Below are 25035 nucleotides of genomic sequence, written 5' to 3'. Positions count from 1 at the left end.
TGCGCCGATGCGTGCGTGGGGTGCGCCGGGGCGGGCCTGACCAGGCCCGGCGAGGGGAGAAGAGTTGAACGTGCGACCGATATCGGGGGCGTCGGTTGACGCACGCGGGCGGGGCCGCAAGAGGCTGTGGGCACCGGTGGTCGGGGTGCTGCTTCTCGCGGTGACGGCGTGCGGAGGGGGCGGTGGTACGGAGTCCGGGGCCGGGGGCGCGAAGGAGCAGGACTCCTCCGCCGCGCAGAGCAAGCAGTCGGAGGCGGTCGTCTCGATCGCCCCGAAGGACGGCGCCAAGTCCGTCGACACCAGCGGCGCCCTGAAGGTCGGCGCGGTCAAGGGCAAGCTGACGCAGGTCGAGGTCAAGAACCCCAAGGGCACCGCGATACCGGGGAAGATCACCGCCGACGGGGCGAGCTGGACGCCGGACACGCACCTGGCCGCCTCCACCACCTACACCGTGCACGCCGTCGCCAAGGACTCCGCGGGCCGTACGGCCGCCGAGGACTCCCGCTTCACCACCCTGACGCCGCAGAACACCTTCGTCGGCAACTTCACTCCAGAGGACGGCTCGAAGGTCGGCGTAGGCATGCCGTTCTCGATCCGTTTCACCCGTGGCATCACCAGCCCCGAGGACGTCGAGAAGGCCATCACGATCAGGACCGAGCCCGCCGTCGAGGTCGCGGGCCACTGGTTCGGCAACGACCGGCTCGACTTCCGTCCGGAGAAGTACTGGAAGGAAGGCACCAAGGTCACCGTCGGCCTCGCCCTCGACGGTGTCGAGGGCCGCGACGGCGTCTACGGCAAGCAGTCCAAGACCGTCACCTTCACCATCGGCCGCGACCAGGTCTCCGTCGTGGACGCGAAGAGGCACACGATGAAGGTCACGCAGGACGGCAAGGTCGTCAAGACGATCCCGGTCACCACCGGCAAGCCCGGCTACGACACGTGGAACGGCCGCATGGTCATCAGCGAGAAGCTCCGGGTGACCCGCATGAACGGCGAGACGGTCGGCTACGGCGGCGAGTACGACATCAAGGACGTGCCGGACGCGATGCGCCTGACCAACTCGGGCACCTTCATCCACGGCAACTACTGGGGCGGCGACGCCTTCGGCAACTACAACGCCAGCCACGGCTGCGTCGGCCTGCAGGACGTGCGCGGCGGCTCCGACCGGGCCCTTCCCGCGGGCTGGTTCTTCGACCACTCGATGGTGGGCGACGTGGTCGAGGTCAAGCACAGCAACGACCGCACCGTCGAACCGGACAACGGGCTCAACGGCTGGAACATGTCCTGGGACAAGTGGAAGGCGTGACCTTCCGGCACAGGGCGCCCGGCGTGTGACGCCCGTGCCCGACGCCCACGGGTCCCGGTGTGAGCTACCGCACCGGGGCCCGTGGCGTTAGTGCCCGTTAACCTGCCTGCATGACCGTGAATCTCGAAGTCGCCGAAGGCGTCGGCACCCTGCGGCTCGACCGCCCGCCGATGAACGCGCTGGACGTCGCCACGCAGGACCGGCTCAAGGAGCTCGCCGAGGAGGTCACCCGCCGCGAGGACGTACGCGCGGTGGTGATCCACGGCGGGGAGAAGGTGTTCGCGGCCGGCGCGGACATCAAGGAGATGCAGGCCATGGACCACACCGCGATGATCCTGCGGGGGAAGGCCCTGCAGGACGCGTTCACGGCGGTGGCCCGCATCCCCAAGCCGGTGGTGGCCGCCGTCACCGGCTACGCGCTGGGCGGTGGCTGCGAGCTGGCCCTGTGCGCGGACTTCCGGATCGCCGCCGACAACGCCAAGCTCGGCCAGCCCGAGATCCTGCTCGGTCTCATCCCGGGCGCCGGCGGCACCCAGCGCCTGTCCCGGCTCGTCGGCCCGTCGAAGGCGAAGGACCTGATCTTCACCGGCCGGATGGTGAAGGCGGACGAGGCGCTCGCCCTGGGGCTGGTGGACCGCGTGGTCCCCGCCGCGGACGTGTATCCGCAGGCCCACGCCTGGGCGGCGCGGCTGGCGCAGGGCCCGGCGATCGCGCTGCGCGCCGCGAAGGAGGCGATCGACACCGGCCTGGAGACCGACATCGAGACGGGCCTGGCGGTGGAACGCAACTGGTTCGCGGGCCTGTTCGCCACCGAGGACCGGGAGCGCGGGATGCGGAGCTTCGTGGAGGAGGGGCCGGGCAAGGCGAAATTCGCCTGAACTGCTTGCCATTGACACGGTGTCTGATCCGGGTCCCCCGATGGGGCGGTTTATGGCAGCCTTAACGCAGCCTTAAGTCTGTCTTGCCGGGGGAGCCCGCCGACGATCTCCACCATCCCTGCCCCGCAGGTGGGCGGGGCCGCCGAAGGTACCGAAGTGCCACGGGCATATGCCGAACGACCCCTGCGGAACGGGGGATTCCGGGGGGCGTATTCGGCGGGAACGGCCCCGGCGGGCGTTCTGGGCGGCCATGATGGGGGGCATGGCGGGGCTGGAGGGCATCGAACAGCCGCGGGGACACAGCCGTGCGGCCGCGGCACGCTGGTCGCCTGCGGTCGAGGACGAACACGCGCTCAGAGCACTGGAGTTGTTCGGCAATCCCACCGAGGCCGAGGTCCCGCTGCCGTCCCGCCCCGAGTCCGCCGCCACCGCCCGCCGACTGACCCAGGTGGTGGTCCTGCGCCAGTGGGGCCTCACCCCGAAGATGACCGAGGACGCCGTCTTACTGGTCTCGGAGCTGGTCGGCAACGCCGTGCGCCACACCGGCGCCCGCGTATTCGGGCTCCGAATGCGCCGGCGCCGCGGCTGGATCCGCGTCGAGGTCCGCGACCCCTCCCGCGGCCTGCCCTGTCTGATGCCGGTCCAGGAGACGGACATCAGCGGACGGGGCCTGTTCCTCGTCGACACCCTGTCGGACCGCTGGGGCGTCGACCTCCTGCCGCGCGGCAAGACCACCTGGTTCGAGATGCGGGTCGCGGACCGCTGACGGCACCGTAAAGACCCCGGACAGAACCGCCGCCACTCCACCAAATAGCCGGTTTTCACCCACAACACCCCTTAAATGGTGCGGGTGACCACGACCGACCGCCGTGCCGCGCTGCGCACGGGTGCCGCCCTCCTCGCCGGGAGCACGCTCGCCGCCGGGTGCTCCACCGACGGCGAGCGTGCCCCCGGCGAACCCTCCACCACCACCTCCCCCGCGTCCCCGACCGCACATCCCCCCGCGCCCGGCCCCGCACCCCGCCGCTTCCCCGGGCAGCCCGTCCAGCTCACCCACGGCCCGCGCGACCGCCCCCGGGTCGCCCTCACCTTCCACGGACAGGGCGATCCCGCCATCGCCCGCGCCCTCCTCGGCGAGGCCGAAGGCCACGGCGCCCACGTCACCGTCCTCGCTGTCGGCGCCTGGCTGGACGACCACCCCGAACTCGCCCGCCGCATCCTCGACGGCGGCCACGACCTCGGCAACCACACCCAGCGCCACCTGGCCGTCAACACCATGTCCGAGGCCGACGCCCGTGCGGAGATCTCCGGGTGCGCCGACCGGCTGCGCAGGCTCACCGGCTCCATCGGCACCTGGTTCCGCCCCTCCCGGGCCGCCCGCGCCTCACCGCTCGTCGAACGCCTCGCCCGCGACGCGGGCTACCCGCACGTCCTGTCCTACGACGTCGACTCCCTCGACTTCACCTCGCCAGGCGCCCCCGCCGTCACCCGCACCGTCCGCGACGGAATCCGCAACGGGTCCGTGGTGAGCCTGCACTTCGGCTACCCCGGCACGGTCGCCGCGCTGCCCGCCGTACTCGAAGAGCTCGACCGGCGCGGACTGCGCGCCGTCACCACCACGGAGTTGCTGAGCTGATGCGCCCCACCGATGTCACCCGCGCCCTGGTCCTCGCCGCCGCCCTCGCCGTCCTCGCCCCCCTCACCGCCTGCGGCTCGACCGCGCCCCGGCACGCGGACCACGGCCAGGAGACCAAGGCCGCCCACGTGCCGGTCGCCCCGCCCAGGAAGAAGGCCGCGCCGGGCCTGCCCGGCATGCCGCCCCTCCTGGACCCGCGGGACGTGTACGCGGCCGACCGCCCCGGCCGGCTCTCCCCGGTGGTGCGCGACTTCCCCTCCCGGGTCTACGTCCCCAACTCGGAGTCCGACACCGTCTCCGTCATCGACCCGAAGACCTACCAGGTCATCGACACCATCCGGGTCGGCCGCCAGCCCCAGCACGTCGTGCCGTCCTGGGACCTGAAGACGCTGTGGGTCAACAACGACCGCGGCAACACGCTCACCCCCATCGACCCGAGAACCGGGAGGGCCGGCCGGTCCGTCGACGTCCACGACCCCTACAACCTGTACTTCACGCCCAACGGCAGGTACGCCGTCGTCATGGCCTCCCTCGACCGCGAACTGGCCTTCCGCGACCCGCACTCCATGAAGCTGCTGAAAGCGGTCCCGGTCAGCTGCTACGGCGTCAACCACGCCGACTTCTCCCCGGACGGCCGCTACTTCATCGTCTCCTGCGAGTTCAGCGGCGAACTCCTCAAGGTCGACACCGCACAGATGAAGGTCGTCGCACAGCAGAAGCTGCCCTTCCCGGGCGCGATGCCCCAGGACGTCAAGATCTCCCCCGACGGCAAGAAGTTCTACATCGCGGACATGAAGGCCGACGGCATGTGGGTCCTGGACGGCGACACCTTCGGCACTCCGGTGCTCCTGCCCACCGGCAAGGGCACCCACGGCCTCTACGTCAGCCGCGACTCGCGCGAGATGTACGTCTCCAACCGCGGCGAGGGCACCATCTCCGTCTTCGACTTCGCCCGCGGCGAGGTCATCAGGAAGTGGCACCTCCCCGACGGGGGCAGCCCCGACATGGGCGGCGTCTCCGCCGACGGCAGGGTCCTGTGGCTGTCCGGCCGCTACAACTCCGAGGTGTACGCCATCGACACCCGCACCGGCACCCAGCTCGCCCGCATCAAGGTCGGCAACGGCCCCCACGGCCTCGCCGTCTACCCGCAGCCGGGCCGCTACTCGCTGGGGCACACGGGCATCTTCCGCTGACCGTGCCGAGGCACGCCTGCCGTCGCGCGCCCGCTCAGCGCGGGGTGAGCAGTGCCTCCGCGCCCACCGGTGCGTAACCCGCCGCCTGGAACGCCCGCATGCTGCGGGCGTTCCCCGGCGCGATCTGGGCCCACACCGGCTCCCCGCCGCTCAGGTGCCGCGCGGCCACCGCGAGGGCCCGCCCCAGCCCCCGGTGCCGTACGCCCTCGTCCACCTCGACGGCCACCTCCAGCCGGCCCGCTATCCCGCGGCCCAGGACCAGAACCCCGCCCTCGGCGGCCCACACCCGCACCTCGTCGCGGCGCCTGAGGGAGCTCAGCACCCGGGGATGGCCGGGGTCGACGATCTCCGCCAGGGCCGGCGCCGGGTCGCCCGCCAGTGGGGAGCCGACCGTCATCACGTCGATCGTGTCGGTGCGGCGCCCGGTGCGGGCCACGAAGGCGCCGAGGAACCGCGCGTTCATCGAGGCGGCCAGCGCGTCGCAGTCGACGTCCGCCAGGGTCCGCCGCACCCACGCCGGGTCCTCGTCGGTGAAGACGACGGAGTGCGCGGTGAACGACAGGACGCCGGCGTCGCGGTGGGAGTGCTGCGCCACGATGGTCGTACCGCCATCGGCCGGCGGGAAGTCCCCCCTGGCCGCCGCGTCGAGAATGTCCCGCAGGCTCTGCGCCATCGTTGCCCGTCCCCTTCGTGCGCGTCCCCCGGGCCCCCGCCCGTGGCGAGGCCCACCCTCGCAGACGGCCCCGGGTGGTCGCGGCGCGGGAGGCCCGGACGGGCCGATAACCTGACCTGCGTCAGTACGACAGCACGCAACGAGCAGCACGAGCACAAAGGGGCGGACCGGTGGCGGACATCGACGAGGCACGCAAGCACTTCGAGCGGATCGACACGGACGGTGACGGCTTCATCACCGCGGCCGAGTTCAAGACCGCCCTCGCCCAGGGGGGCGACTGGAACGTCACCGAGTCGGTGGCCGAGGCGATCATCAAGAGCCGTGACCTCAACGGCGACAAGGTGCTGGACTTCGACGAGTTCTGGGCGCACCTGAACAAGTGACGCGGTCCGCAGGGGCGCCGGTCCGGTCACGGACGGGCGCCCCTTCGCCGTGCCGGACGCACCCGCTCGGACCCCTTCCGGAATAGGGCGATCCGTCCGGTGGTTGGTGCTGCCCGTCGGCGGAGCCGCCCGGCTCCTCGGATACCCGACCCCCGGAAACGGCGAGGCGAGTCACATGAAGATCGGCATCATCGGCGCGGGCAACATCGGCGGCAACCTGACCCGGCGGCTCACCGCCCTCGGCCACGAGGTCTCCGTCGCCAACTCCCGCGGCCCGCAGACGCTCACCGAACTCGCGAAGGAGACGGGCGCGACCCCCGTCACGGTCGAGGAGGCGGCCCGCGGCGCGGAGATCGTCGTGATCACCGTCCCCCTGAAGGCGGTGCCCGGCCTCCCGTCGGACCTGCTGGACGGCGCGGCCGACGGTGTGGCCGTCATCGACACCGGCAACTACTACCCGAAGCAGCGGGACGGCAGGATCGCGGAGATCGAGGACGGCGTCACCGAGAGCCGCTGGACCGAACGGCAGCTCGGCCACCCCGTCGTCAAGGCGTTCAACGCGACCTTCGCCCAGGACCTCCTCGACCGTCCGCGCCCGGCCGGCGACCCCGACCGCGTGGCGCTCTCGGTGGCCGGCGACGACGAGAGGGCCAAGCGGAAGGTGCGCGACCTCATCGAGGAGCTCGGCTTCGACACCGTGGACGCGGGCGGACTCGACGACTCCTGGCGCCAGCAGCCCGGCACCCCGGTGTACGGCCTGACCGAGGGCGTGCGGGGCGTGACCGACGCGCTGGCGCAGGCGAGCCCGCAGCGGTCGCCGGACTTCACCGCGTAGGCGGCCCGCTCACACGGTCTCCAGGGGCACGTGCGGCCCGTCCGGCAGCAGCACTTCGACCGGGTCGCCGGGCCGCACGGTCCCGCCGGTGACGACGACGCTCATGATCCCGCAGCGGAGCCGGGTCGTCCCGTCCTCGCCCCGCACCACCATCTGCCTCATCAGCCCCTTGCCGAGGGTGTCGATCTGCGCGCAGGGGTTGCGCAGGCCGGTGACCTCGACGACGGCCTCCCCACCGAGCCGCAGCAGCGTCCCGGCCGGCAGGCCCAGCAGGTCGACGCCCCGGGTGGTGACGTTCTCCCCGAGCGCCCCGGCCGTGACCTCGAAGCCGGCCGCCCGAACCTCCTCGAACAGTTCCTCGTGGATGAGGTGCACCTGCCGCAGGTTCGGCTGCGTGGGGTCCCGGCGCATCCGGAACCGGTGCTTCACCGTCGTCCCGGCGTGCACGTCCCCCTCCACACCGAGCCCGGCGAGCAGCGTGACGCTCTCCCGGTTCGGCTTGGTGAACGAGTACCTCCCGTTGCTGCTGACCGCAGCGACCGCGCCACCCATGACCCGAGGCTCCCCTCTCCCGCGCGGGCCGTCGCACCGCGGTCCGGAGCCTAGTGCGGGGGGCGGCGTCACGCGTCCTGGGCCCACTTCCGCAGCGCGGCCCTGCTCGTGAACGCGGCGACGTCCCTGTCGTGCGGGCTCTCGCTGTACTGGTGGAACCGCCACTTCGCCTGGATGCGCGGCTCGCCCGCGGTGACGTAGTCGGCGATCCACAGTCCGTCGCCGGCGTACGAGGTGGTGTCGATGTTCAGCCAGAAGTTCCGGTTGGCGTAGAGGATGACCCGGTGGTGGGGCCGCAGCTCCTTCACCTTGCGGATGAAGCGGTCCTTCTCGGCGTTGCTCGCGTGCGTGCCCTCGCCGGTCGTCTCCCAGTCGACGGCGAGGATGTCGCCCGCCTTCTCCGGGGCGTGCTTGACGAAGTACTCGGCCTGGGCGGTGAGATCGCCGGGCCACAGGAAGTGGTAGAACCCGACGACGAGCCCGGCGTCCCGGGCCCGCTTCGTCTGGGCGGCGAGCCTCGGATTGACGTACGAACGCCCCTCCGTCGCCTTGATGAAGACGAAGGAGATGTTGTCCGTCTCGTAGGACGACGACTGATACGCACTCACGTCTATGCCACGCAACATGGGGTCTCCCTGAAGTGCCGTAGAGGGGACAGGCGTTGGCCTGTCCGACTCTGCTGCCCACCCTGACACGGGAGATCCGTCCCCACAGGGGACTTGTCGCGGAAACGTGACGACCGACGCGGCGTCACAAGCCCCGACCGGAGGTCACCGGCCGGGGACGCTCACAGCGAGGCCGCCTCGGATCAGCACTCGATGATGTTCACCGCCAGCCCGCCGCGGGCCGTCTCCTTGTACTTGACGCTCATGTCGGCTGCTTTTGATCATGGCGTTGGCCTGCGGATTGTTCTGGACAGGCTCGCCTTGAGTCCCGTCGGGGACTCTTCGGGGACTTCTTGCCGGGGGCTGCCTACGAAGTGTCCGATGGTGCGTGACGTGCCTGCGAGAGTTGGGTCGTTGGATTCGTGCAGGAATCCGATCGCTTTGTTTGGCCCCGCACTCGGAATGCGTAGGTCTCGGTTTCGAATCCCGAACGCGGCTCCATGATGAAGCCCAGGTCATGCCTCTGACCTGGGGTGTCTTGTTCTGGGTGACCTTGGAATGCGGGCTAATCGGGCACCTGTGGTCTACGCATCGCAATGCGTAGGTCGGAGATCGACTGGTAGTGGGCGTTTCGGTTTACAGGGCTGTGACCTGGCTTTTTGTTCGGTGCTGGCGGTCAGCTCGGGTCTGTCGGGTTCGGTGTGGTGGCCATGTGGTGGCCAAGCGTGCAGAGATCGTGCAACGGCTTCCCCAGCCACCGTGAGGTTGCAGGCGTGCTTGCGGCCGCACGGTTGTGCTATCCGGACAATCCCACGATCAACGCGCTGCACCTGGGGCACGATCGACAACCTGGTCGTGGAGCGACTTCTGAGTCTGCAACAGTTGGCACTCAACGGCCCCAGCCAGGTTCGGGTTGTCGACGAGGACGCAGCCGGAACCTGGTAGAGCCGCAGCCGTGAACCGAAGCTACCGCCGTATGACCGATGAGTCCCGGCCGGGTGGCTGCTGTGGATCTCGCCAGCGCCGCCAGCCGTGCGCACGATCTCACCGCGGCTGGCGCTCACCGGATCATCCGAATCTGTGAGCGCCAAGGCGTCCCCGTCCTTGCCGACTGGCCTACACAGAGCTGGCCCGTGGGTGACGACAGTCCTTGGACGCCCACCGGGACGCGACTCCACACCCACCCAACAGACCGCCAAACGTGCGCCGTCTGCAGCGCGGACACCGGTCGGCGTGGCTGGGCGTCGCCCAACTGAAGTCCGGGCGCCCCTACCGCAGATCCAAGTGCAGCCCGAATCGAATGACGTGAATCGCTGTCGCCGTCCTCGCCAAGGACAGGCAACGCTGAACACGCAAAGTGACCGACATTTTTGGTTACCCGAACCTGCGGCAGACCCCTCGTCCTCTCAGCCGAGCTGGGTCAGGGTCGGGTTGCCGCCGGGCGCTGCCGCGTCTGCCGGGGGTAGGGGTGCGGCGAACAGGCGGACGTCGCTGAGGCGGCCGTTCGCGTATTCGCCGTAGGCGCCCTGGAAGAGGCGGCGGCCGAACTGTACGGGGCCCGCCGCGTTCCAGGTCGTACCGGCGTAGGCCTTCGTGGCGGACAGATGGCCGTTCACGTAGAGGAGGAGCTGGTCGGCGTCGGGGTCGTAGACGCCGACCAGGTGGGTCCACTTGCCCGCCACGGCCTTGGCGCCGTAGGCCGCTGTGAAGGCCGTGCTGGTGGTGTCGTCGTTGTGGCGGCCGAAGGCCCAGACACCGCCTCCGGAGGAGTAGTAGAGCTGGAAGCCGTTGGCCGCGCCGACGGAGGGGGCGTCCGACTGGGACACGAACGTCGAGTTGGTGCCCGCGACGGAGTTGAGCTTCACCCACGCCGAGACCGTGAAGCCGGCTGCGGTGTTCACGCCGGGGCCGCTCGTGGCGGCGTACGCGGAGCTGCCGTTGAGGTTCAGGGCCGAGCCGCGGTCGGTGTCGGTGGCGAAGGCGGCGCCGCCGGTGAGGGTCGCGGGGGCGTTGCCCGTCGGGTCGGTCGCGGTGCTGCCGGAGGTCTCGGCGAGGTTCCAGCGGTGGGTGGCCGTGTCGGTCACCGTGCCGAGCGAGACCGGGTCGGCGAAGGCGGCCGTGGTGCCGGACGGGTTGGCGCCCGGGAACTCGGTCAGCTGGCCCGCGTTGTCGGTGGCGTACAGGTCGGGCTTGCCGTCGGGGCCGCCGGTGGCGCTGTTGACGTCGCCGGGGGAGGCGACCGTGGGGTAGTCGCGCTTGCGCAGGACCACGGACAGGCCCGTGGCGGGGTGGGCGCTCCAGCCCGCGGTGGCGCTGCTCGTCCAGTTCTGGGCGGCGGAGTTGTTGCAGGTGTAGAGGCGGACCTGGGTGCTGTTCGTGGTGCTGGCGCCGGGGTTGTCCACGCACTTGCCGGACTGCGGGTTGACCAGGCTGCCGGAGGTGCCGGTTGTCCACTTCTGGGAGCCGGCGCCGTTGCAGTGGTAGAGCTGGAGCAGGGTGCCGTTGTCCGTACCGCCGTCCGTGGCGTCGAGGCACTTGCCAAGCACGCGCACGGAGCCGTCGTCGTGCAGGGTCCACTGCTGGGACGCGCCGTTGTTGCAGGTGTAGATCTGGATCTTGGAGTGGTCGGCGGTGTGGGCGCCCGCGTCGTCCAGGCAGATCGAGCCGCCCGAGGACGTCTTCACCGCGGAGACGAGCGGCGAGTGGACCGGGGCGTGCAGCAGCTTGGGCAGCAGGCTGCCGCTGTCGACGTCGATCGGGAAGGTGTAGACGGCGCCCGAGGAGTCGTCGCGGGCCCAGAGGGTGGGCGTGCCGCCGGTGACCTTGCCGTTTCCGTCGCCGTCGACCGAGAAGGTGCCGCCGACCCGGCCGGGCGCGATCAGGGTCAGGCCCGACCAGTCGCCGTCGCCCAGCAGCAGCGGGTGGCCGAGGTGGTTGACGCCGTACGACTGGTACAGCCAGAGCTTGCCGCCCTCCACCGTGAGCACGGCGGGGTGGTCGGCGTTGCCGTACACGTCTCCGTCGACCACCAGCTGGGAGATGTCCCAGGGCTTCGACGGGTCGTAGCCGGCGCCGGCGCAGCGGGCGGCGGGGACGGTGTCGGTGGCCTCGCAGTCGTCCTTGGTGACGACGTCGTAGCGGCGGCCGACGAAGCCGGGGAAGGTCGAGTACGGCGTGCGTGGGAAGTCGGCGTCGTTCTTCGGGTCGAGGTCGTTCTTCACCACGTACAGCTGGTCGGTCCTGCTGTTGTACGCCAGCAGGTCGTCGTGGGTGTCGCCGTGCAGGTTGCCGCGGTGGGCGATCAGGTAGTCCTTCCAGGTCCCGGTGGGCGCGCCGGCGGCGGTAGAGACGATGACCGGGCCGGTGATCGCGGGCGGGGCGGAGTCGATGGGGCCGTCCTGGGCCGGTGCGGGGGCCTGGGCCGGGTCGCTGTCGCCGGGGACGAGTTCCAGGTCGCCGGTGCTGGTGGTGGCGAGCAGGTCGGGGCTGCCGTCGCCGGTCACGTCACCCGGGGCGATCTTCGTCTTTGGGTCCCAGGGGGCGGTGAAGGTGTAACTCGCCGGATTCTGCGAGATGTTGCCCGCCCGGTCGACCGCGGCGACGTAGAGAGTGTGCACGCCCCAGTCGGTGACCGGGATCGTGACGGTACCGGAGGCGCTGGTGCCGCTGGTGGACGTCACCTTGGCGGGGGTGCCGGTGGTGGCGGTGGGCTGGCTGTCGAGCTGCCAGAGGAAGCTGTCGATGCCGCTGGACTTGCAGCCCGCCGGGTCGCAGGTGTCGGCGGGGGTGTTGTCGGCCGCGGAGACCGGGAAGTCGGCGGTGACCTTGGGGCCCGCGTAGGTGTCGCCCGCGCCGCTGCCGACCGGCGGGAAGTGCTTGTTGTCCGCGACCGTCGGCGTCTGCGGCGGGGTGAAGTCGGTGTCGAACCAGCAGTGGTCGCTTACCGCCGACTTCATCTTGATGGAGGAGTTGTCCTGGGCATAGACGTCCCAGCCGTACTCGTGGCCGTCCTTGAGGGTGAAGCCGATTTGCGCGTCTGCGTCTTGGCCGGAGGCGACCATGCCGCTGTCCGGAGTGCTCTTGTCCACGGGGTTGCCGTCGGCGTCGAGGTCGGTGCGGTCCCAGACGTGGTAGTGCGCCTCGGCGTGCTCGCCGGAGATGTGGGTGGTGACGGTGGAGTGCAGCTGGATGTTGCTGCCCGCGTTGCTGTAGGTCGTGGCGCCGATCCAGCCGACCGCCGTGCTGCTGCTGACGCAGTCGCCGTCCGCGCCGAGCGGCTTGGGCGTGGTGCGTCCCTTGGTGGGGACATCCGGCGGGATGTCGAAGTTCGTGGTCAGCGTGAGGACCTGCGACATGCGCAGGTAGTCGAGGTTGGAGCTCGTCTTCGACTCGTTGCCGTACAGGCCGATGGTCCAGGTGCCTTTGTTGCCGTCGGCGATCTTCTGGATCTGGTCGTCGACGCGGAAGGAGGCCGTGCTGTTGGAGCAGTTGCTGTTGCCGTTCGCTCCGCTCGGGACGGTGGTCTTCACGGCCGGGTAGCCGTTGTCGTCGAGGGTGTCGGGCTGGTGCTTCCAGTCGGTGTTCTCGTTGATGCCACCGGTGGTGTGCAGGGTGATCGGCTGGTCGTGGGAACAGTCCACGCTGGCCGCGTAGGTCGTGCTGACCTTCACCTCGGCCTTGATGACGGTCATGGACGGGTCCAGACCGGAGGTGTTGACCGCGTAGTACGACCGCTCCAGGCCGACCCCGCAGGCGCCGCCCCACTGCTGGTAGCCGACGCCCTCGCCGTTGCTCTGGGGCTTGTTGTACTGAGGGGCGTCGGAGCAGGCCGAGCTGGAGTACACCTCGTCGAAGGCGCCGGACTTGCTGGTCACCGGGTTCTCGAAGGGGTCTATGTAGACGGGGTAGTGCGTGTCCGGGCCGTCGAGTACCGAGGCGTCGGGGGCGAGCGTGATGCCGTCGGCGGTGGTGGTCATCGGGACCTGGCCGATCTGGGCGCCGGGGCCGGGGCCTGCCGGGGAGGAGGCCTGGGCGGACGGCGCGGGGTCGGCGGCGGCCGTCCGGGCGAACGAGGCTGGCTTCAGCGACGCCGTGGTGTCCGTGCCCGTCGTACTCGAATCCCACATCAATGGCGGTGGGCTCGTGTACGACACCGAGCCGTCGGGTCCCTTGGCCGTCATGCCGCCCGCCGAAGTGGCCGCCAGATCAAGCCCGTCGGTGTCCGTCGTCACCGCCAGCTTTCGCACCCGCGGGTCGGCCGCGGCCTTGGCGTCATGCACGATCAACACGTCGCTGAATCCGCCCTGGTCGGTCACCGTCACCGACAGGTCGACGCCGGGCAGTACGGCGGCGTAGAGGGCCGTGTCGCCGCTGACCTGTGGTGCGGGCAGCGCGAACGGCATGGTCAGGCTCATGCTGTGTCCGGTCGGGTCCGTGAGCGTGGCAAGCGGCCCGCTGCCGCCGCCGGACAGGCGTACGCCGCTGGGTGTGGCCCTGGGGGAGGACGTGCCGTCGGCGCCCGCCACGAGCGTGGCGTCCACCGGTACCCAGTCACCGCCCTGCCGTACCCGCACCGGCAGCACCGACGACGTCGTGGTGAAGGAACCGTCCGCCTCGGCGGTCACGGTGTCGGTCTCACTGGTCAGCGCGTCGACCGGCACGGACGTACCGTCGGCGACCGCCTTCGCCTGGGCGGCGAGCAACGGGTCCGAGGTGTCGACGGGTTCGTCGTCCACGACCGCACCGGCCGGCACGGCGAGCGCGGTCAGCAGCAGCGTGGCGAGCGCGGAGAACACCGCTGGTCTGCGGATGGATGACGGCGGCACGGAACAACTCCTTCGCACGACGGACAGGGCAGACACGAGATCTGCGACCATCCGCGCCCGGCCATGCCGGGCGTCGGGTCAGTACGTCGGCTACGGCGTGCGGCGGTGATGTTCGCTCCCCCGGCACAGAACGTACACAGGAAATGCCAAAAGCAATCACGTAATTGTCATGGCATTGGCAAAGAGTCTTGAGGTTCGTTCAACGTCATTCCTAGCCTGCTTTCTTGGATCACGCCGACCACGTGACCTTTCAGTCAACGGACCGTCAAGTCCGTTTCATACGGGGGTACATCTCACGTGGGTGTGCGAAGAACGCTGACGCTTGTCTCCGCCCTGTTCGCGGCGATGGCGCTGCTGGTGACGGGTGCCGTCGCGCAGAGCGGTGTCGGGCCGTACGTCTTCCACGGCGACATCTGGAAGCCGAAGCCGCTGCCCGGGACCCCGGCGGTGGGCGACCACGATCTGAGCCGCCCGAAGACCCTTCGCCCCCATGGCTTCCGTCCGCTGACCCGCTACACGGCGGCCAAACCCACCTGGCCGCACGCCGGTTCCCGCACGGTCGACGTCAACCGCAAGCCGATGAAAGCGGGTTCGCTACCGGTCTGGCTGGCATCGTCGGGCAAGGCGTCGAAGGTGCGCGTCCGACTCGCCTCCCGCACACAGGCGTTGAAGGCGGGCGCCGACACCGGTCTCCTGGTCGGGGTGGCCGGCTCCCGTAGCGGGAAGGTTCAGGTCGTCGTCGACTACTCCTCCGTCGCCAAGGCCTACGGCGGCGGCTACGGCTCCCGTCTCACCCTCACCCGCCTTCCGGCCTGCGCCCTGACGACGCCCGAGCGCGCCGACTGCCGTACCCGCACGCCCCTGAAGACCGTCAACCGCGCCACCGCCAACCAGCTCACCGCCACCACCACCGCGGGCTCCGCGATCGCCGTGACCTCCGGCAGCCGGGGCTCGCAGGGCGACTACTCCGCCACCTCGCTTACTCCGGAGGGGAGTTGGCAGGCCACCGGCACCGGCTCGTACACGTACTCGTACCCGATCGAGATGCCGGCGGGCGTCGGGGACACCGGCCCCTCGGTGGCGCTGTCGTACGACTCGCAGTCGGTGGACGGCGAGACCTCGGCCCGTAACTCGCAGGCGTCCTGGATCGGTGACGGCTGGAGCTATCAGCCGGGCTTCGTGGAGCGGCAGTACCGCTCCTGCGGTTCGCTGCTCGACTCCGACGGCAAGAAGATCGTCAAGGGCTCGGGCGACCTGTGCTGGGGCGGCGCCAACGCGACCGTCTCCTTCGGCTCGCACTCCGGTGTCCTGGTCCCGACCGCGTCCTCCGGACTCCCGGGAGAGATACGGGAGTTCAGGCTCCAGGGTGACGACGGCACGGTCGTACAGGAGCTGTCCGGAGCCGCCAACGGCCTGCACGACGGTACCTACTTCCGGGTCCTGACCACCGACGGCACCGCCGCCTACTTCGGCGCCGACCACTCGCCGTCCGGCCCCGGCACAAAGGGCTCGGTCTCCGGTGACTCCGACGGCTCCACGCACTCCGCGTGGGGCGTCCCGGTGCTGCACCCGCGCTCCTCCGACCCGTGCCACAGCGACGCCGACGGCAAGAAGTCCCGCTGCGACAAGCCCGAGGGCTGGCGCTGGAACCTCGACTTCGTCGTCTCCCCGAGCGGCTTCGTGCAGCGCCACGACTACACGACCGAGACCGGCTACTACGACCTCGGCGGCGGCACGGCGGCCGCGACCGACGACAAGGACGACACTGGCACCCTCACCTCGTACACCCGGGGCGGCGCGCTCACCTCGATCTCGTACGGCTACACGCTCGACGACGAGCAGGCCGGCCGCACCCCGTCCGCGCAGGTCGCCTTCGCGTCGAAGCAGCGCTGCCAGACGACGTCCTCCTTCACCGACTGCTCGGCGGGCAATCTCGACGACAACACCGCCCCGCACTGGCCGGACGTGCCCTGGGACCTGCACTGCGACTCGACCGACAAGGTCAAGCTGCCGGACGACGCCACCAAGGTGCCGACCGACGTGTGCGTCACCTCCGCGCCGACCTTCTGGTCCACCACCCGGCTGGACACCATCACCACCAAGGTGCACCTCAAGGACGGCGACACCGACAAGCTGGTCCCGGTCGACTCCTACGACCTCAAGCAGGTGTACTCCGACGCGGGCGGCTCGGTCGACCCGGTCACCGGCACCACCGTCGACCCCAAGGACGCCGGCTCGCTCCAGGCCGTGATGTGGCTGCAGGGCATCCGGCACACCGGCCAGGACACCTACGGCAACGGTAACAAGGACATCGCCCTCAACCAGGTCTCCTTCACCGGCACCGAGATCGACAACCGGGTCGACGACGACTCGCCGTCCGCGCCGCCGCTCTACCGGCCGCGCATCTCCAACGTGCAGACGGAGACCGGCGAGTCGATCACCGTCGAGTACGACCAGAACCCGTGCGCGGGCAGGTCGCTCGACATCAAGAAGGCCGACGCCAACACCAACTCCTGCTATCCCGTGTACTGGACGGTGCCCGGCGCCTCCAAGCCGATCGCCGACTGGTTCAACAAGACCACCGTCCACAGCGTCACCGTCGCCGACCTGACCGTCGCCGCGCAGTACAACCCGGACGCCTCCAAGATCCCGGGCGGCTCCGAGAAGCACGTCTTCACCTACGCCTACGCGGGCGCCGCCTGGCACCGTGACGACTCCGACCTGACCGACGACCAGTACCGCACCTGGGACCAGTTCCGCGGCTTCCGCACCGTCACCGTGCGCACCGGCCAGGCGCCCGAGCCGGTCACCCAGCAGACGACCACCTACCTCCAGGGCATGGACGGCGACTATAAGGCCGACGGCAGCCGCCGCTCGGTCAGCCTGGCCGCCACGGTCGGAGGCAAGACCGCCGAGACGGTCGACGACGCCGACCAACTCGCCGGAACCGCACTGCAGTCGGACACCTACACCGCGTCCGGCGGCAAGGTGAACGCCTCGACCGTCAACGGCCCGTTCGACTTCACCACCACCGCGCACAAGGGCCGCAGCTCCTGGACGGCCTGGACGCAGGAGGACAACCCGGGCGAGACCAAGCCGTCCGCGGCCACCCTGCCCGACCTCACCGCCCGCCGGATCAAGTCCGCCCAGACCAACGGCTACTCCCTGCTGGCGGACGGCAGTTGGCGGCACACCCGCAGCGACACCGCCTACGACGACCAGGGCCGCGTCCAGTCCGTGGACTCGCACGGGGACGTCTCGGTGGCCGCGCAGGAGAAGTGCGTCACGACCGGCTACGCCGCCCCGCCGTCCGCGACCGGCAACAGCATGCTGCTCGCCTACCCGGACCGCATCACCACGGTCTCCGGCCCCTGCGGCACCAAGGCCGGCACCGACACCCTGCTCTCCGACAAGAAGATCTACTACGACGGCGACGGCGACGGCTCCGTCACCGACCTCGGCACCTACGGCAGCGTCACCCACCCGCGCGTCACCGGCACCCAGATCGCCACCGGTTTCGCCGCCGACGGCACCGAGAACTGGCGTACCACCAGCGGCATTTCGTACGACACCGCGGGCCGCGTCACCGACGCCGTCGACGCCGGGGGCAACGCCACGCACACCGACTACTCGCCCAAGTGGATGAGTTCGGGCGGCAACACCAACCCGACGAAGATCACCTCCATCCAGCACCAGACCTGGAAGGTGACCTCCACGCTCGACCCGCTGCGCGGGCTCCCGCTGGAGAACGTCGACGTCAACAACCGCGTCACGGACATCACCTACGACGCGCTCGGCCGCCGTACCGCGGTCTGGCTGCCCGGCCGCGACAGGGCGACGCAGAGCGCGGACATGACGTTCGCGTACTCGGTGAACCCCGGCGCGGTCGCGGCCCCCGGCGGCACCGTCACCCAGCCCGGCGACCCGTCCTCCGTCACCACGCGCACCCTGCGCGAGGACGGCACCTACTCGACGTCCGTCAGCATCTACGACGGGATGCTCCAGCCCCGCCAGGTCCAGACGACCGCCGACGGCGACTCGGACTCCGGCCGGATCATCTCCGACACGTTCTACGACTCCCACGGCTGGCCGAGCGCCTCCTACGCCGGCTACTCGGAGCCGGACCACGCCCCGTCGGCCACCCTCTACGCGGCCAACGAGAACGAGATCCCCGCCGAGACCACCACCACGTACGACGGCCAGGGCCGCGCCACCACGAGCACCCTGTGGCACCAGGCCGTCAAGCAGTGGAGCACCTCCATCGCCTACCCGGGCGCCGACGAGACCGACACGACTCCTCCGGCCGGCGGCTCCTCAATGGCCGCTTTCACCAACGCACTTGGCCAGACCGTGAAGTCGGTGGTAAAGAACACCGGCGCCACGGTCACCCTCAAGGGCGGCAGCATCATCCCGTCCGGTACCTCGCTGACCTCGGCGAGCGTGCGCCTGACCATGCAGGCCGACGGCAACCTGGTGCTCACCGGGCTCGCGAGCGGCAAGACCCTCTGGTCCAGCGGCACGAGCGGGAACCCGGGCGCCTACGCCCAGTTCGGCACCGACGGCAACCTGGCCGTCTACACCGCCTCCGGCACCTCCAAGTGGAGCACCGGCCTGACGGCGACCACCGGCGCGACCCTGCGGATCGGCAACGACTCGACGCTCGCCGTCGTCGCGAGCGATGGCAGCACGGCGCTGTGGAAGCAGGGCACCGCGGGCGCGGTCCCGGCCGCCGACGCCACCACCCGCTACACGTACACGCCCGCCGGCCAGATCGACTCGGTCTCCGACAGCGCCGGCAACACCTGGTCATACAAGTACGACCTGCTCGGCGAGAAGACCTCCCAGTCCGACCCCAACACCGGCACCACGACCTTCGACAAGTACGACGTCCTCGGCAACCTCCTCCAGGCCACGGACCCGCGCGGCCAGGTCCTGTCGTATACCTACGACTGGGACAACCGGATCACCGCCGAGTACGCGGCCCCCTGGTCCGCCACGCCCGACCCGGCCAAGCAGCAGACCGCGCGGGTGTACGACACTCTGGCCAAGGGCTACCCGACCTCCTCGACGCGTTACGTCGGCGGGGCGAACGGCAGCGCGTACACCGAGGCTGTCACCGGCTACAACACGGCCTACCAGCCGCTGGGTTCGTCGCTGACGATCCCGGCCGCCGACGGCTTCCCGGGCAAGGCGGGCACCGACAGCGGCACGGTCACATACACCCTGTCGTCGACGTACACCCCCAACACCGGCCTGCTCGCGACGACCGAGTACCAGGCGGACGGCGGCCTCCCCACCGAGCGCATCGGCTACGGCTACACCCTCCAGGGCGTACTGGACGGCTTCGGCGGCTACATCAACGCCGCCAACACGCCCTCCTACCTCGACGGCACGGTCCACGACCCCTTCGGCCGGGTGCTCCAGGCCAACTACGGGCCGACGGGCAAGGAGTTGGCCACCTTCGCGCAGTACGACGTGACGACCGGCCGCACCACGCAGACCAGCAGCATGGCGCAGACGTCGACCACCGCCCTGGACGTCGTCAACTACCGCTACAACCAGGCCGGCGAACTCACTGCCACCGACGACCTCCAGGACAACACCACCCACGACACCCAGTGCTTCGCCTACGACTCCTTCCAGCGGCTGACCGCTGCCTGGACGGACACCGCCGGCATCACCGGCTCCGGCACGGCGCCGGTGGGCGCGGTCGGAGGCTGCACCACGGCGTCCGTACAGACCAGCGCGGACCCGGTGAAGACGAAGACGGTCGGCGGCCCGGCCCCGTACTGGCAGACGTACACCTACGACCTGCTCGGCGACCGCACGGGTCTCGTCGACCACGACCCCAACGGCAACGCGGCGGCCGACACGACGCAGTCGACGTCGTACCCGGGCGCGGACGCCACGGCTTCCGTCGCTCACCCCGACCAGGCGGGCGCGACCACGACCACCAACCCGGGCACGGGTACGGCGACGCAGACCCCGTCGTACACGGACGCGGCCGGCACGAACGCGGGCAACACGGTCAGCCGCGCCACGAAGACGACCGGCCTCATCGCCACCGGCTTCACCCTCTCCGGCGGCGGCAAGCTGTGCGTCGAGGAGACCGGTTCGGGCGCGAAGGTCGACGTCGACACGTGCAGTACGACGGCGGCGGCCCAGAAGTGGGCGATCGGCACCGACGGCACGGTCAAGGCGGGCGGCTTCTGCCTGGACACCGCGGGCAACGCGACCGCGTCCGGCACCGGCGTGGTGGCCGACACCTGCTCCACCGACGCCACCCAGAAGTGGCGCGTGACCTCGACCGGAACGCTGGTCAACGCGACCAAGGCCACCCTGTGCCTGACCGACCCGAGCGCGAGCGCCACCAAGGGCACCCAGCTGACGCTGACCACGTGCGGCGGCAAGGGCCAGACATGGTCGACGATCACGTCGGGCGCGTTGCCGGTGGGCCAGACGCAGACGTTCACGTACGACGCGGAGGGCCGCACGGCCACGGTCTCGACCCCCTCCGGCACCATGGCCCGCACGAGCAAGTACCTGTACGACGCCGACGGCAACCTGCTGGAGCAGACGGCGTCGGTGGGCGGCACCGACAAGACGCGGATCCTGTACCTCTTCGGCGGCGCGGAGCAGCTGACGCTGGACGTGACCGCGAAGACGTGCACGGCGCTGCGCTACTACTCGGGCCCGGACGGCACGCGGGTGACCCGCTCCAGCTCGGGTGACGTCTGGTACCAGGTCGCCAACTCCCAGGGCACGGCGACGACTTCGGTGGCCGCAGACGACCTGGCGGTCACCCGCCGCTACTACGACCCGTACGGGAACCCGCGCGGCTCGAAGCCGTCTGGGTGGGTGTCGGCGGACGAGAACCACGGCTTCCTGGGCAAGCCGGCGGACTCGGTGACGGGGCTGGACCTGCTGGGGGCGCGGAACTACGATCCGGCACTGGGCCGCTTCGTGACCCCGGACCCGCTCTTCCAGGCGGGCGACCCGAACCAGATGGGCGGGTACACGTACGCGGCGGACAATCCGGCGACCAGTTCGGACCCGACCGGGTTCGACGACTGGTACAACTACCCCGGCCAGAACCCGTGCGTCATCGACTGCAACACGCCGACGCCGTCGCCGTCCCCTGCACCTGCGCCCACCGGCACCTCCAGCGGTAGCAGCAGTTCGCCGTCCTCGACCGTCCCGGCGGCCCAGGAACTGCCGCACGCCAACCCGAACGAGAAGATCGACCCGCACGGGTTCACGGCGGTGCTCGACTCGATCCTGATGCTGCCGTACGACTTCGCCAACTGCACGTTCTGGCTGAGCGGCAGCTCCGGTCACCAGGAGTCCTGCGACGCCGCCGGCGGTGCCTATTCCGGCGGCGTCGGGGGTGGCGGAGCCGCCGGAGCCGTGGAAGGCGGTGTCGAGGGCGACGTCGCGGGCTCGTTGGAGGGCGCGGGCGTGCGGGCCGCGGAGGGGGACGCGGCGGCGGCCGCCGGTGCGGGCGCGAAGGCGGTCGACGAGGCGGCGGCCGACATGGCGGACCTCGTGGCCATGAAGCGGGCGAACGCGCAGGCACGGGCGGAGGAGGCGGACGCGGGGGCGGCGAAGCCGAGTGCCCCACAGACGGGAGCCTCGGGAACGAAGCCGTCCGCACGGGACTCCCGTGCACCCGTGCGCAAGGGCAATACCGGCTCGAAAGCGTCGTCGGCGGCGATCGTCAGCAAGAGCCGCCTGCCGCGTGGCACGAGCATTGAGGACGGACTCGCCGGGGCCCGGAACATGCGTGACCGGGTGGCGGAACGCGAACTCTTCCCGAACGGAGACGGCGTGGTGGCGAGCGCCGCACTCGCCAAGAAGACCTGGACCGCGGGCTACAACGCGGAAACCGGTGAGATAGCCGTCGCCTCGTCCGGCTGCGGCTACTGCGCGGAGGGCAATGTCATCAACGCCCTTGGCGGTGACGCGAATCGCGTGATGCTCACCAGGGCTCTCTTCTGGGACAGAGAAGAGGAGATCTGGGACGAGATGCCCATCTGTCAGGTCTGCCAGACGTACCTGACTCCGGAGGACGTCGAACCGGGCGCCTGGTACATGCACCCCGGCGAGTGGGACAACAGATGACGCGTCTGTACGGTGTCCAGGAGCAGCGGGAGAAGGCGCTAGGGGTGCAGGCATGACTGTCAGGCCGTCGTTGATCCAGGCGGAGCGTGTGGACTGGGCCTCCTTGCGCTGCGGATGCAGCAAAACGGGCGCGCACATTCCCGAGACCTTCGCTGGTCTGCTTACGGCGGATACGCCGCAGGAGATGGCGGCCGCTTCCCTGGAGGGGCATGTCTACATTCAGTCGCTCCTTTTCGAGGTCGCGGTACCGGTGACGTCCATGATCGTGGCGGCGCTGAACGAGGAGACGTCCGAGGCGGTGCATGTCCGTCTGCTCGACGAGCTGATCTCGTGCATCGGGGGTGAGTCCCATTGGACGGAGGTCGAGGCGGGTGCGCCCGAGCTAGAGATCGACTGCCAGATCGCGGCTCGCGAGGGTATCTGGACGCTCTACCAGGAATACGCGACAGGTCGTGCGTCGATGGCCCGGATGATCCTCGACGCGGTGGACCCTGATCGCGAACGGTTCGAGTATTTCGACGCCAAGTTGATCGACCGGGTCAGGAAGCGGGCGAAGCGGCGCTGAAGTGCTTGTACAGGCGGCTGAGGACTTCGATGCGTGCTGCCGGCAGATAGCAGATAGGGGATCGGGTGCGGGAAGTTGAATGAGGTTCCCGACGAGGTTCCTGACGACGACCTCGATTTCGACGAGGATCTGACCTACACGTACCGGGGCGAGCTGTTCACGGGGATCGGATACGAGGAGTCGGACGGCCGGCGGATCTCCGAGATCCGCTACGTGAACGGCAGGCAGGAGGGCGTCGCCCGCGACTGGCATGCGGACGGGAGCCTTTCCGAGGAGACCACGTACCGTCAGAACGTCCCGCACGGCAGGCGCGTTTGCCATGACACCGCGGGGCATGTGCTGATCGAGGAGGAGTACGAGTACGGAATCCTGCTGTCCAGGGTCGAGCGCGACGCCGACGGGAAAGTGACGGGCTCCACCGAACTGAAGCCCACGGATCCGTTGTGGAAGACCCTGGCCGGCTTCAGGGAGCGATTCAAATGGTGATGCCGCGGAATGAAATGGTGATCCGTTGGCGACCAGGGGGATCCGTGGCGCTCAGGAGAGTGGGGTTCTGGACGCGATCGTGCGGTGTCTGGCGGAGGGCGAGCCCCTTGTCGCGACCGGCTCCGGGGATGATGATCTGGTCGATCCGGACATCAGGCAGATCTGCCAGTACTGGATCGGCACCGACAGGGTGTTGGTGCCTCCGGGCAGTTCATGCCGGAGGAGTGGGGCGGGGTTCCCAGCCTCTCGGGTCCTTCCCAGCCTGAGACATGAGGTGTCGACTTGGCGGATCATCCGAGCTTCGGCGTGCTGCTGACCCGGCTGGTGTATCACCGCCGCACGGATGTCGCGCGGCTGGCCTCGGCGTCCGGTGTTCCGGAGGCCGAACTCCGCGCGAATCGACTGGCAGTGGGCGTTTCGGTTCACAGGGCCGTGAACTGGCCTTTTGCTCTGTGTTGCCGGTCAGCCAGGGCCCTGCGCGTTCGGTGTGATGGCCATCTGGCGGCCAAGCGGGCAGCGATTGTGCAAATGGGCCCCGGCCTGCCGTGCGTCACAGACGCGCTTGGGGCCGCAGGGCTGTGCCATCCGGACAATCCCACGATCAACGCGCCTTTACGGCCCGGTGGTCTGTGCCCGCTATGGAGGAACCCGCCTGGCCTGAACCGCTGCGCATGGGCCTGCATTTCTGCGTCGAAACTGAGGGCTTCGAGCTGTGGAGGCGGCCCGTAGGTGTTCGGACCCAACAGCTGGCGTTTGGGTGACTTCCAGGGGCGGCGGGCACCTTCGGGATGGCCATGGCGTGGCCGGATGATGCCGCGGTGTGAGGCGGTGGCGGTCAGTGCGGTGGTGAGTTCCTGGCCGTCGAGGTCGTTGAGGTTGAGCAGGCGGCAGAGGTCGCCGTAGTCGCGGTCGCGGGTGTTGAGGTCGCCGAGTGAGACTGCGGTGGAGAGTTTTTCGGCGATGACGGTGGCGAGTGGGTAGCCGAGAATCTGGAAGCTGTCCGCCATGAGCTGCTGCGGGAAGTCGATGGTCCGGGGGTGACGGGGTCGTCGAAGCTGACGTTCAGTTGGAGCTTTAGTCGTGCTTTTGATACATCCTGACGGCGGTCGGCGCTCAGGGCGGATCGGAACAGTGATCGAGGAAGTCTCGAACCCCCAGGTCAGGCTTCCGTCCCGTGAGATTTCCTGGGGACTTTTCGGGGACTTTCAAGCCTGTCCCAGGGACTTCTCGGGGACTTTCCGCCGCGTAAGCAGGGAAGGCCCTGACAGCGCTGAAAGAGACGAACGCGCTGGTCAGGGCCTAACCTCAATACCGGTAACTTAGGGGCAATCCGGTCGTTGTTGTTGGCGTGGCAAGAGCGGGTCAGTTGAAGTCATCTGGTGAGCGGTTGTCGGACCGGGTCGCGGTCGGGGTGCTGACACAGGCGTTTCCTCAGTCGCTTGTGGATGAGGTGTTGGCGGAGACGGGTCGGGTGCAGCAGCGGAGCCGGCTGTTGCCGGCCCGGCTGGTGGTCTACTTCGTGTTGGCGATGTGCCTGTTCTCCGGGGAGAGCTATGAGGAGGTCGCCCGGCTGCTGACCGCGGGTTTGCAGGGTGCGCGGCGTTGGCGTACGTCGTGGGTGGTGCCGAGTACGGCGGCGATCTGGAAGGCCAGGTCCCGGCTGGGGGTGGCGCCGTTGCGGCAGTTGTTCGCGCGGGTGTGCCGTCCGGTTGCGACACCGGACACTCGGGGCGCCTTCTACCGCGACTGGCGGCTGACCGCGATCGACGGCACCACATTTGACCTGCCCGACACGAAGGCGAACGTGGAGGCGTTCGGCCGTCCGCCCCGCTCCGGGCGTGGTGAACGGGACGTCGGTTACCCGCAGTTGCGGATGGTCGGGCTGGTGGAGTGCGGTACCCACGCCGTCTTCGATGCTGCGATGGGAGGCTTGCGCACCGGAGAGCAGGCTCTGGCCCGGGCGGTCCTGGTGTCCCT

Annotated in this window: 16 protein-coding genes and 1 pseudogene; 12 read left to right on the top strand and 5 right to left on the bottom strand. The window is 69.8% G+C overall.

The window, feature by feature from the left end:
• The first annotated feature begins 64 nt into the window (after positions 1-64).
• The 5 genes from ABZT03_RS30155 (at position 65) to ABZT03_RS30135 (ending at position 5013) form a co-directional block, all read left to right on the top strand.
• Positions 65-1306, top strand: coding sequence for an Ig-like domain-containing protein (locus ABZT03_RS30155; RefSeq protein WP_356045147.1), 1242 nt, complete (start codon positions 65-67; stop codon positions 1304-1306).
• A gap of 110 nt (positions 1307-1416) precedes the next feature.
• On the top strand, positions 1417-2184 hold the full coding sequence (locus ABZT03_RS30150) for an enoyl-CoA hydratase-related protein (protein ID WP_356045144.1): 768 nt from the start codon (positions 1417-1419) through the stop codon (positions 2182-2184).
• Positions 2185-2446: 262 nt separating this feature from the next.
• The gene (locus ABZT03_RS30145) at positions 2447-2950 is read left to right on the top strand and encodes an ATP-binding protein (protein ID WP_356045139.1); all 504 of its coding nucleotides are present in this window, start codon (positions 2447-2449) and stop codon (positions 2948-2950) included.
• A 75-nt stretch (positions 2951-3025) separates the two neighbouring features.
• Positions 3026-3820 (top strand): polysaccharide deacetylase family protein, encoded by a 795-nt coding sequence (locus ABZT03_RS30140; RefSeq protein WP_356045136.1) that lies wholly within the window; start codon positions 3026-3028, stop codon positions 3818-3820.
• Positions 3820-5013, top strand: coding sequence for a hypothetical protein (locus tag ABZT03_RS30135; protein WP_356045133.1), 1194 nt, complete (start codon positions 3820-3822; stop codon positions 5011-5013). Before ABZT03_RS30140 ends, ABZT03_RS30135 begins: the two co-directional genes overlap by 1 nt.
• A 34-nt stretch (positions 5014-5047) precedes the next feature.
• On the opposite strand, the gene ABZT03_RS30130 is transcribed toward ABZT03_RS30135, so the two are convergent.
• Positions 5048-5686, bottom strand: coding sequence for a GNAT family N-acetyltransferase (locus tag ABZT03_RS30130; RefSeq protein ID WP_356045130.1), 639 nt, complete (start codon positions 5684-5686; stop codon positions 5048-5050).
• 170 nt (positions 5687-5856) lie between these two features.
• Between ABZT03_RS30130 and ABZT03_RS30125 the strand changes: the two genes are divergently transcribed.
• Positions 5857-6069, top strand: a complete 213-nt coding sequence (locus ABZT03_RS30125; RefSeq protein WP_356045128.1) for an EF-hand domain-containing protein — start codon at positions 5857-5859, stop codon at positions 6067-6069.
• A gap of 175 nt (positions 6070-6244) precedes the next feature.
• Positions 6245-6904: an NAD(P)-binding domain-containing protein gene (locus tag ABZT03_RS30120; RefSeq protein WP_356045126.1), complete on the top strand. Its 660-nt coding sequence runs from the start codon at positions 6245-6247 to the stop codon at positions 6902-6904.
• Positions 6905-6913: 9 nt separating this feature from the next.
• On the opposite strand, the gene ABZT03_RS30115 is transcribed toward ABZT03_RS30120, so the two are convergent.
• Together ABZT03_RS30115 and ABZT03_RS30110 are read right to left on the bottom strand one after the other, a co-directional pair.
• Positions 6914-7456: an MOSC domain-containing protein gene (locus ABZT03_RS30115; protein ID WP_356045123.1), complete on the bottom strand. Its 543-nt coding sequence runs from the start codon at positions 7454-7456 to the stop codon at positions 6914-6916.
• A gap of 68 nt (positions 7457-7524) precedes the next feature.
• On the bottom strand, positions 7525-8082 hold the full coding sequence (locus ABZT03_RS30110) for a glycoside hydrolase family 25 protein (RefSeq protein ID WP_356045120.1): 558 nt from the start codon (positions 8080-8082) through the stop codon (positions 7525-7527).
• 969 nt (positions 8083-9051) lie between these two features.
• Here ABZT03_RS30110 and ABZT03_RS30105 point away from each other — a divergent pair.
• A pseudogene (locus ABZT03_RS30105) lies at positions 9052-9370 on the top strand (IS5/IS1182 family transposase); the annotation flags it as partial.
• Between the two features lie 97 nt (positions 9371-9467).
• Here the strand turns inward: ABZT03_RS30105 and ABZT03_RS30100 are convergent.
• A complete protein-coding gene (locus tag ABZT03_RS30100) occupies positions 9468-13886 on the bottom strand; it encodes a ricin-type beta-trefoil lectin domain protein (protein ID WP_356045117.1) in 4419 nt (1472 codons plus the stop codon).
• A gap of 297 nt (positions 13887-14183) precedes the next feature.
• Here ABZT03_RS30100 and ABZT03_RS30095 point away from each other — a divergent pair, with 297 nt between their 5' ends.
• The 3 genes from ABZT03_RS30095 to ABZT03_RS30085 all read left to right on the top strand — a co-directional run bounded on the left by ABZT03_RS30095 (position 14184) and on the right by ABZT03_RS30085 (position 23058).
• Positions 14184-22007, top strand: coding sequence for an RHS repeat-associated core domain-containing protein (locus tag ABZT03_RS30095; RefSeq protein WP_356045114.1), 7824 nt, complete (start codon positions 14184-14186; stop codon positions 22005-22007).
• Positions 22008-22059: 52 nt separating this feature from the next.
• Positions 22060-22572 (top strand): hypothetical protein, encoded by a 513-nt coding sequence (locus ABZT03_RS30090; RefSeq protein ID WP_356045111.1) that lies wholly within the window; start codon positions 22060-22062, stop codon positions 22570-22572.
• Positions 22573-22647: 75 nt separating this feature from the next.
• On the top strand, positions 22648-23058 hold the full coding sequence (locus ABZT03_RS30085) for a hypothetical protein (RefSeq protein ID WP_356045109.1): 411 nt from the start codon (positions 22648-22650) through the stop codon (positions 23056-23058).
• A gap of 422 nt (positions 23059-23480) precedes the next feature.
• On the opposite strand, the gene ABZT03_RS30080 is transcribed toward ABZT03_RS30085, so the two are convergent.
• Positions 23481-24065, bottom strand: a complete 585-nt coding sequence (locus tag ABZT03_RS30080; RefSeq protein WP_356045106.1) for a nucleotidyl transferase AbiEii/AbiGii toxin family protein — start codon at positions 24063-24065, stop codon at positions 23481-23483.
• A 380-nt stretch (positions 24066-24445) separates the two neighbouring features.
• Between ABZT03_RS30080 and ABZT03_RS30075 the strand changes: the two genes are divergently transcribed.
• On the top strand, positions 24446-25035 hold a 590-nt coding region (locus ABZT03_RS30075; protein ID WP_356045104.1), incomplete at its 3' end, for a transposase domain-containing protein.

It is taken from the genome of Streptomyces sp. NPDC005574 (genome assembly GCF_040605435.1).
Lineage (GTDB): Bacteria > Actinomycetota > Actinomycetes > Streptomycetales > Streptomycetaceae > Streptomyces.
The sequence above is the reverse complement of the archived record's forward strand: the minus strand, read 5'-3'. Positions and strand labels throughout refer to the sequence as shown.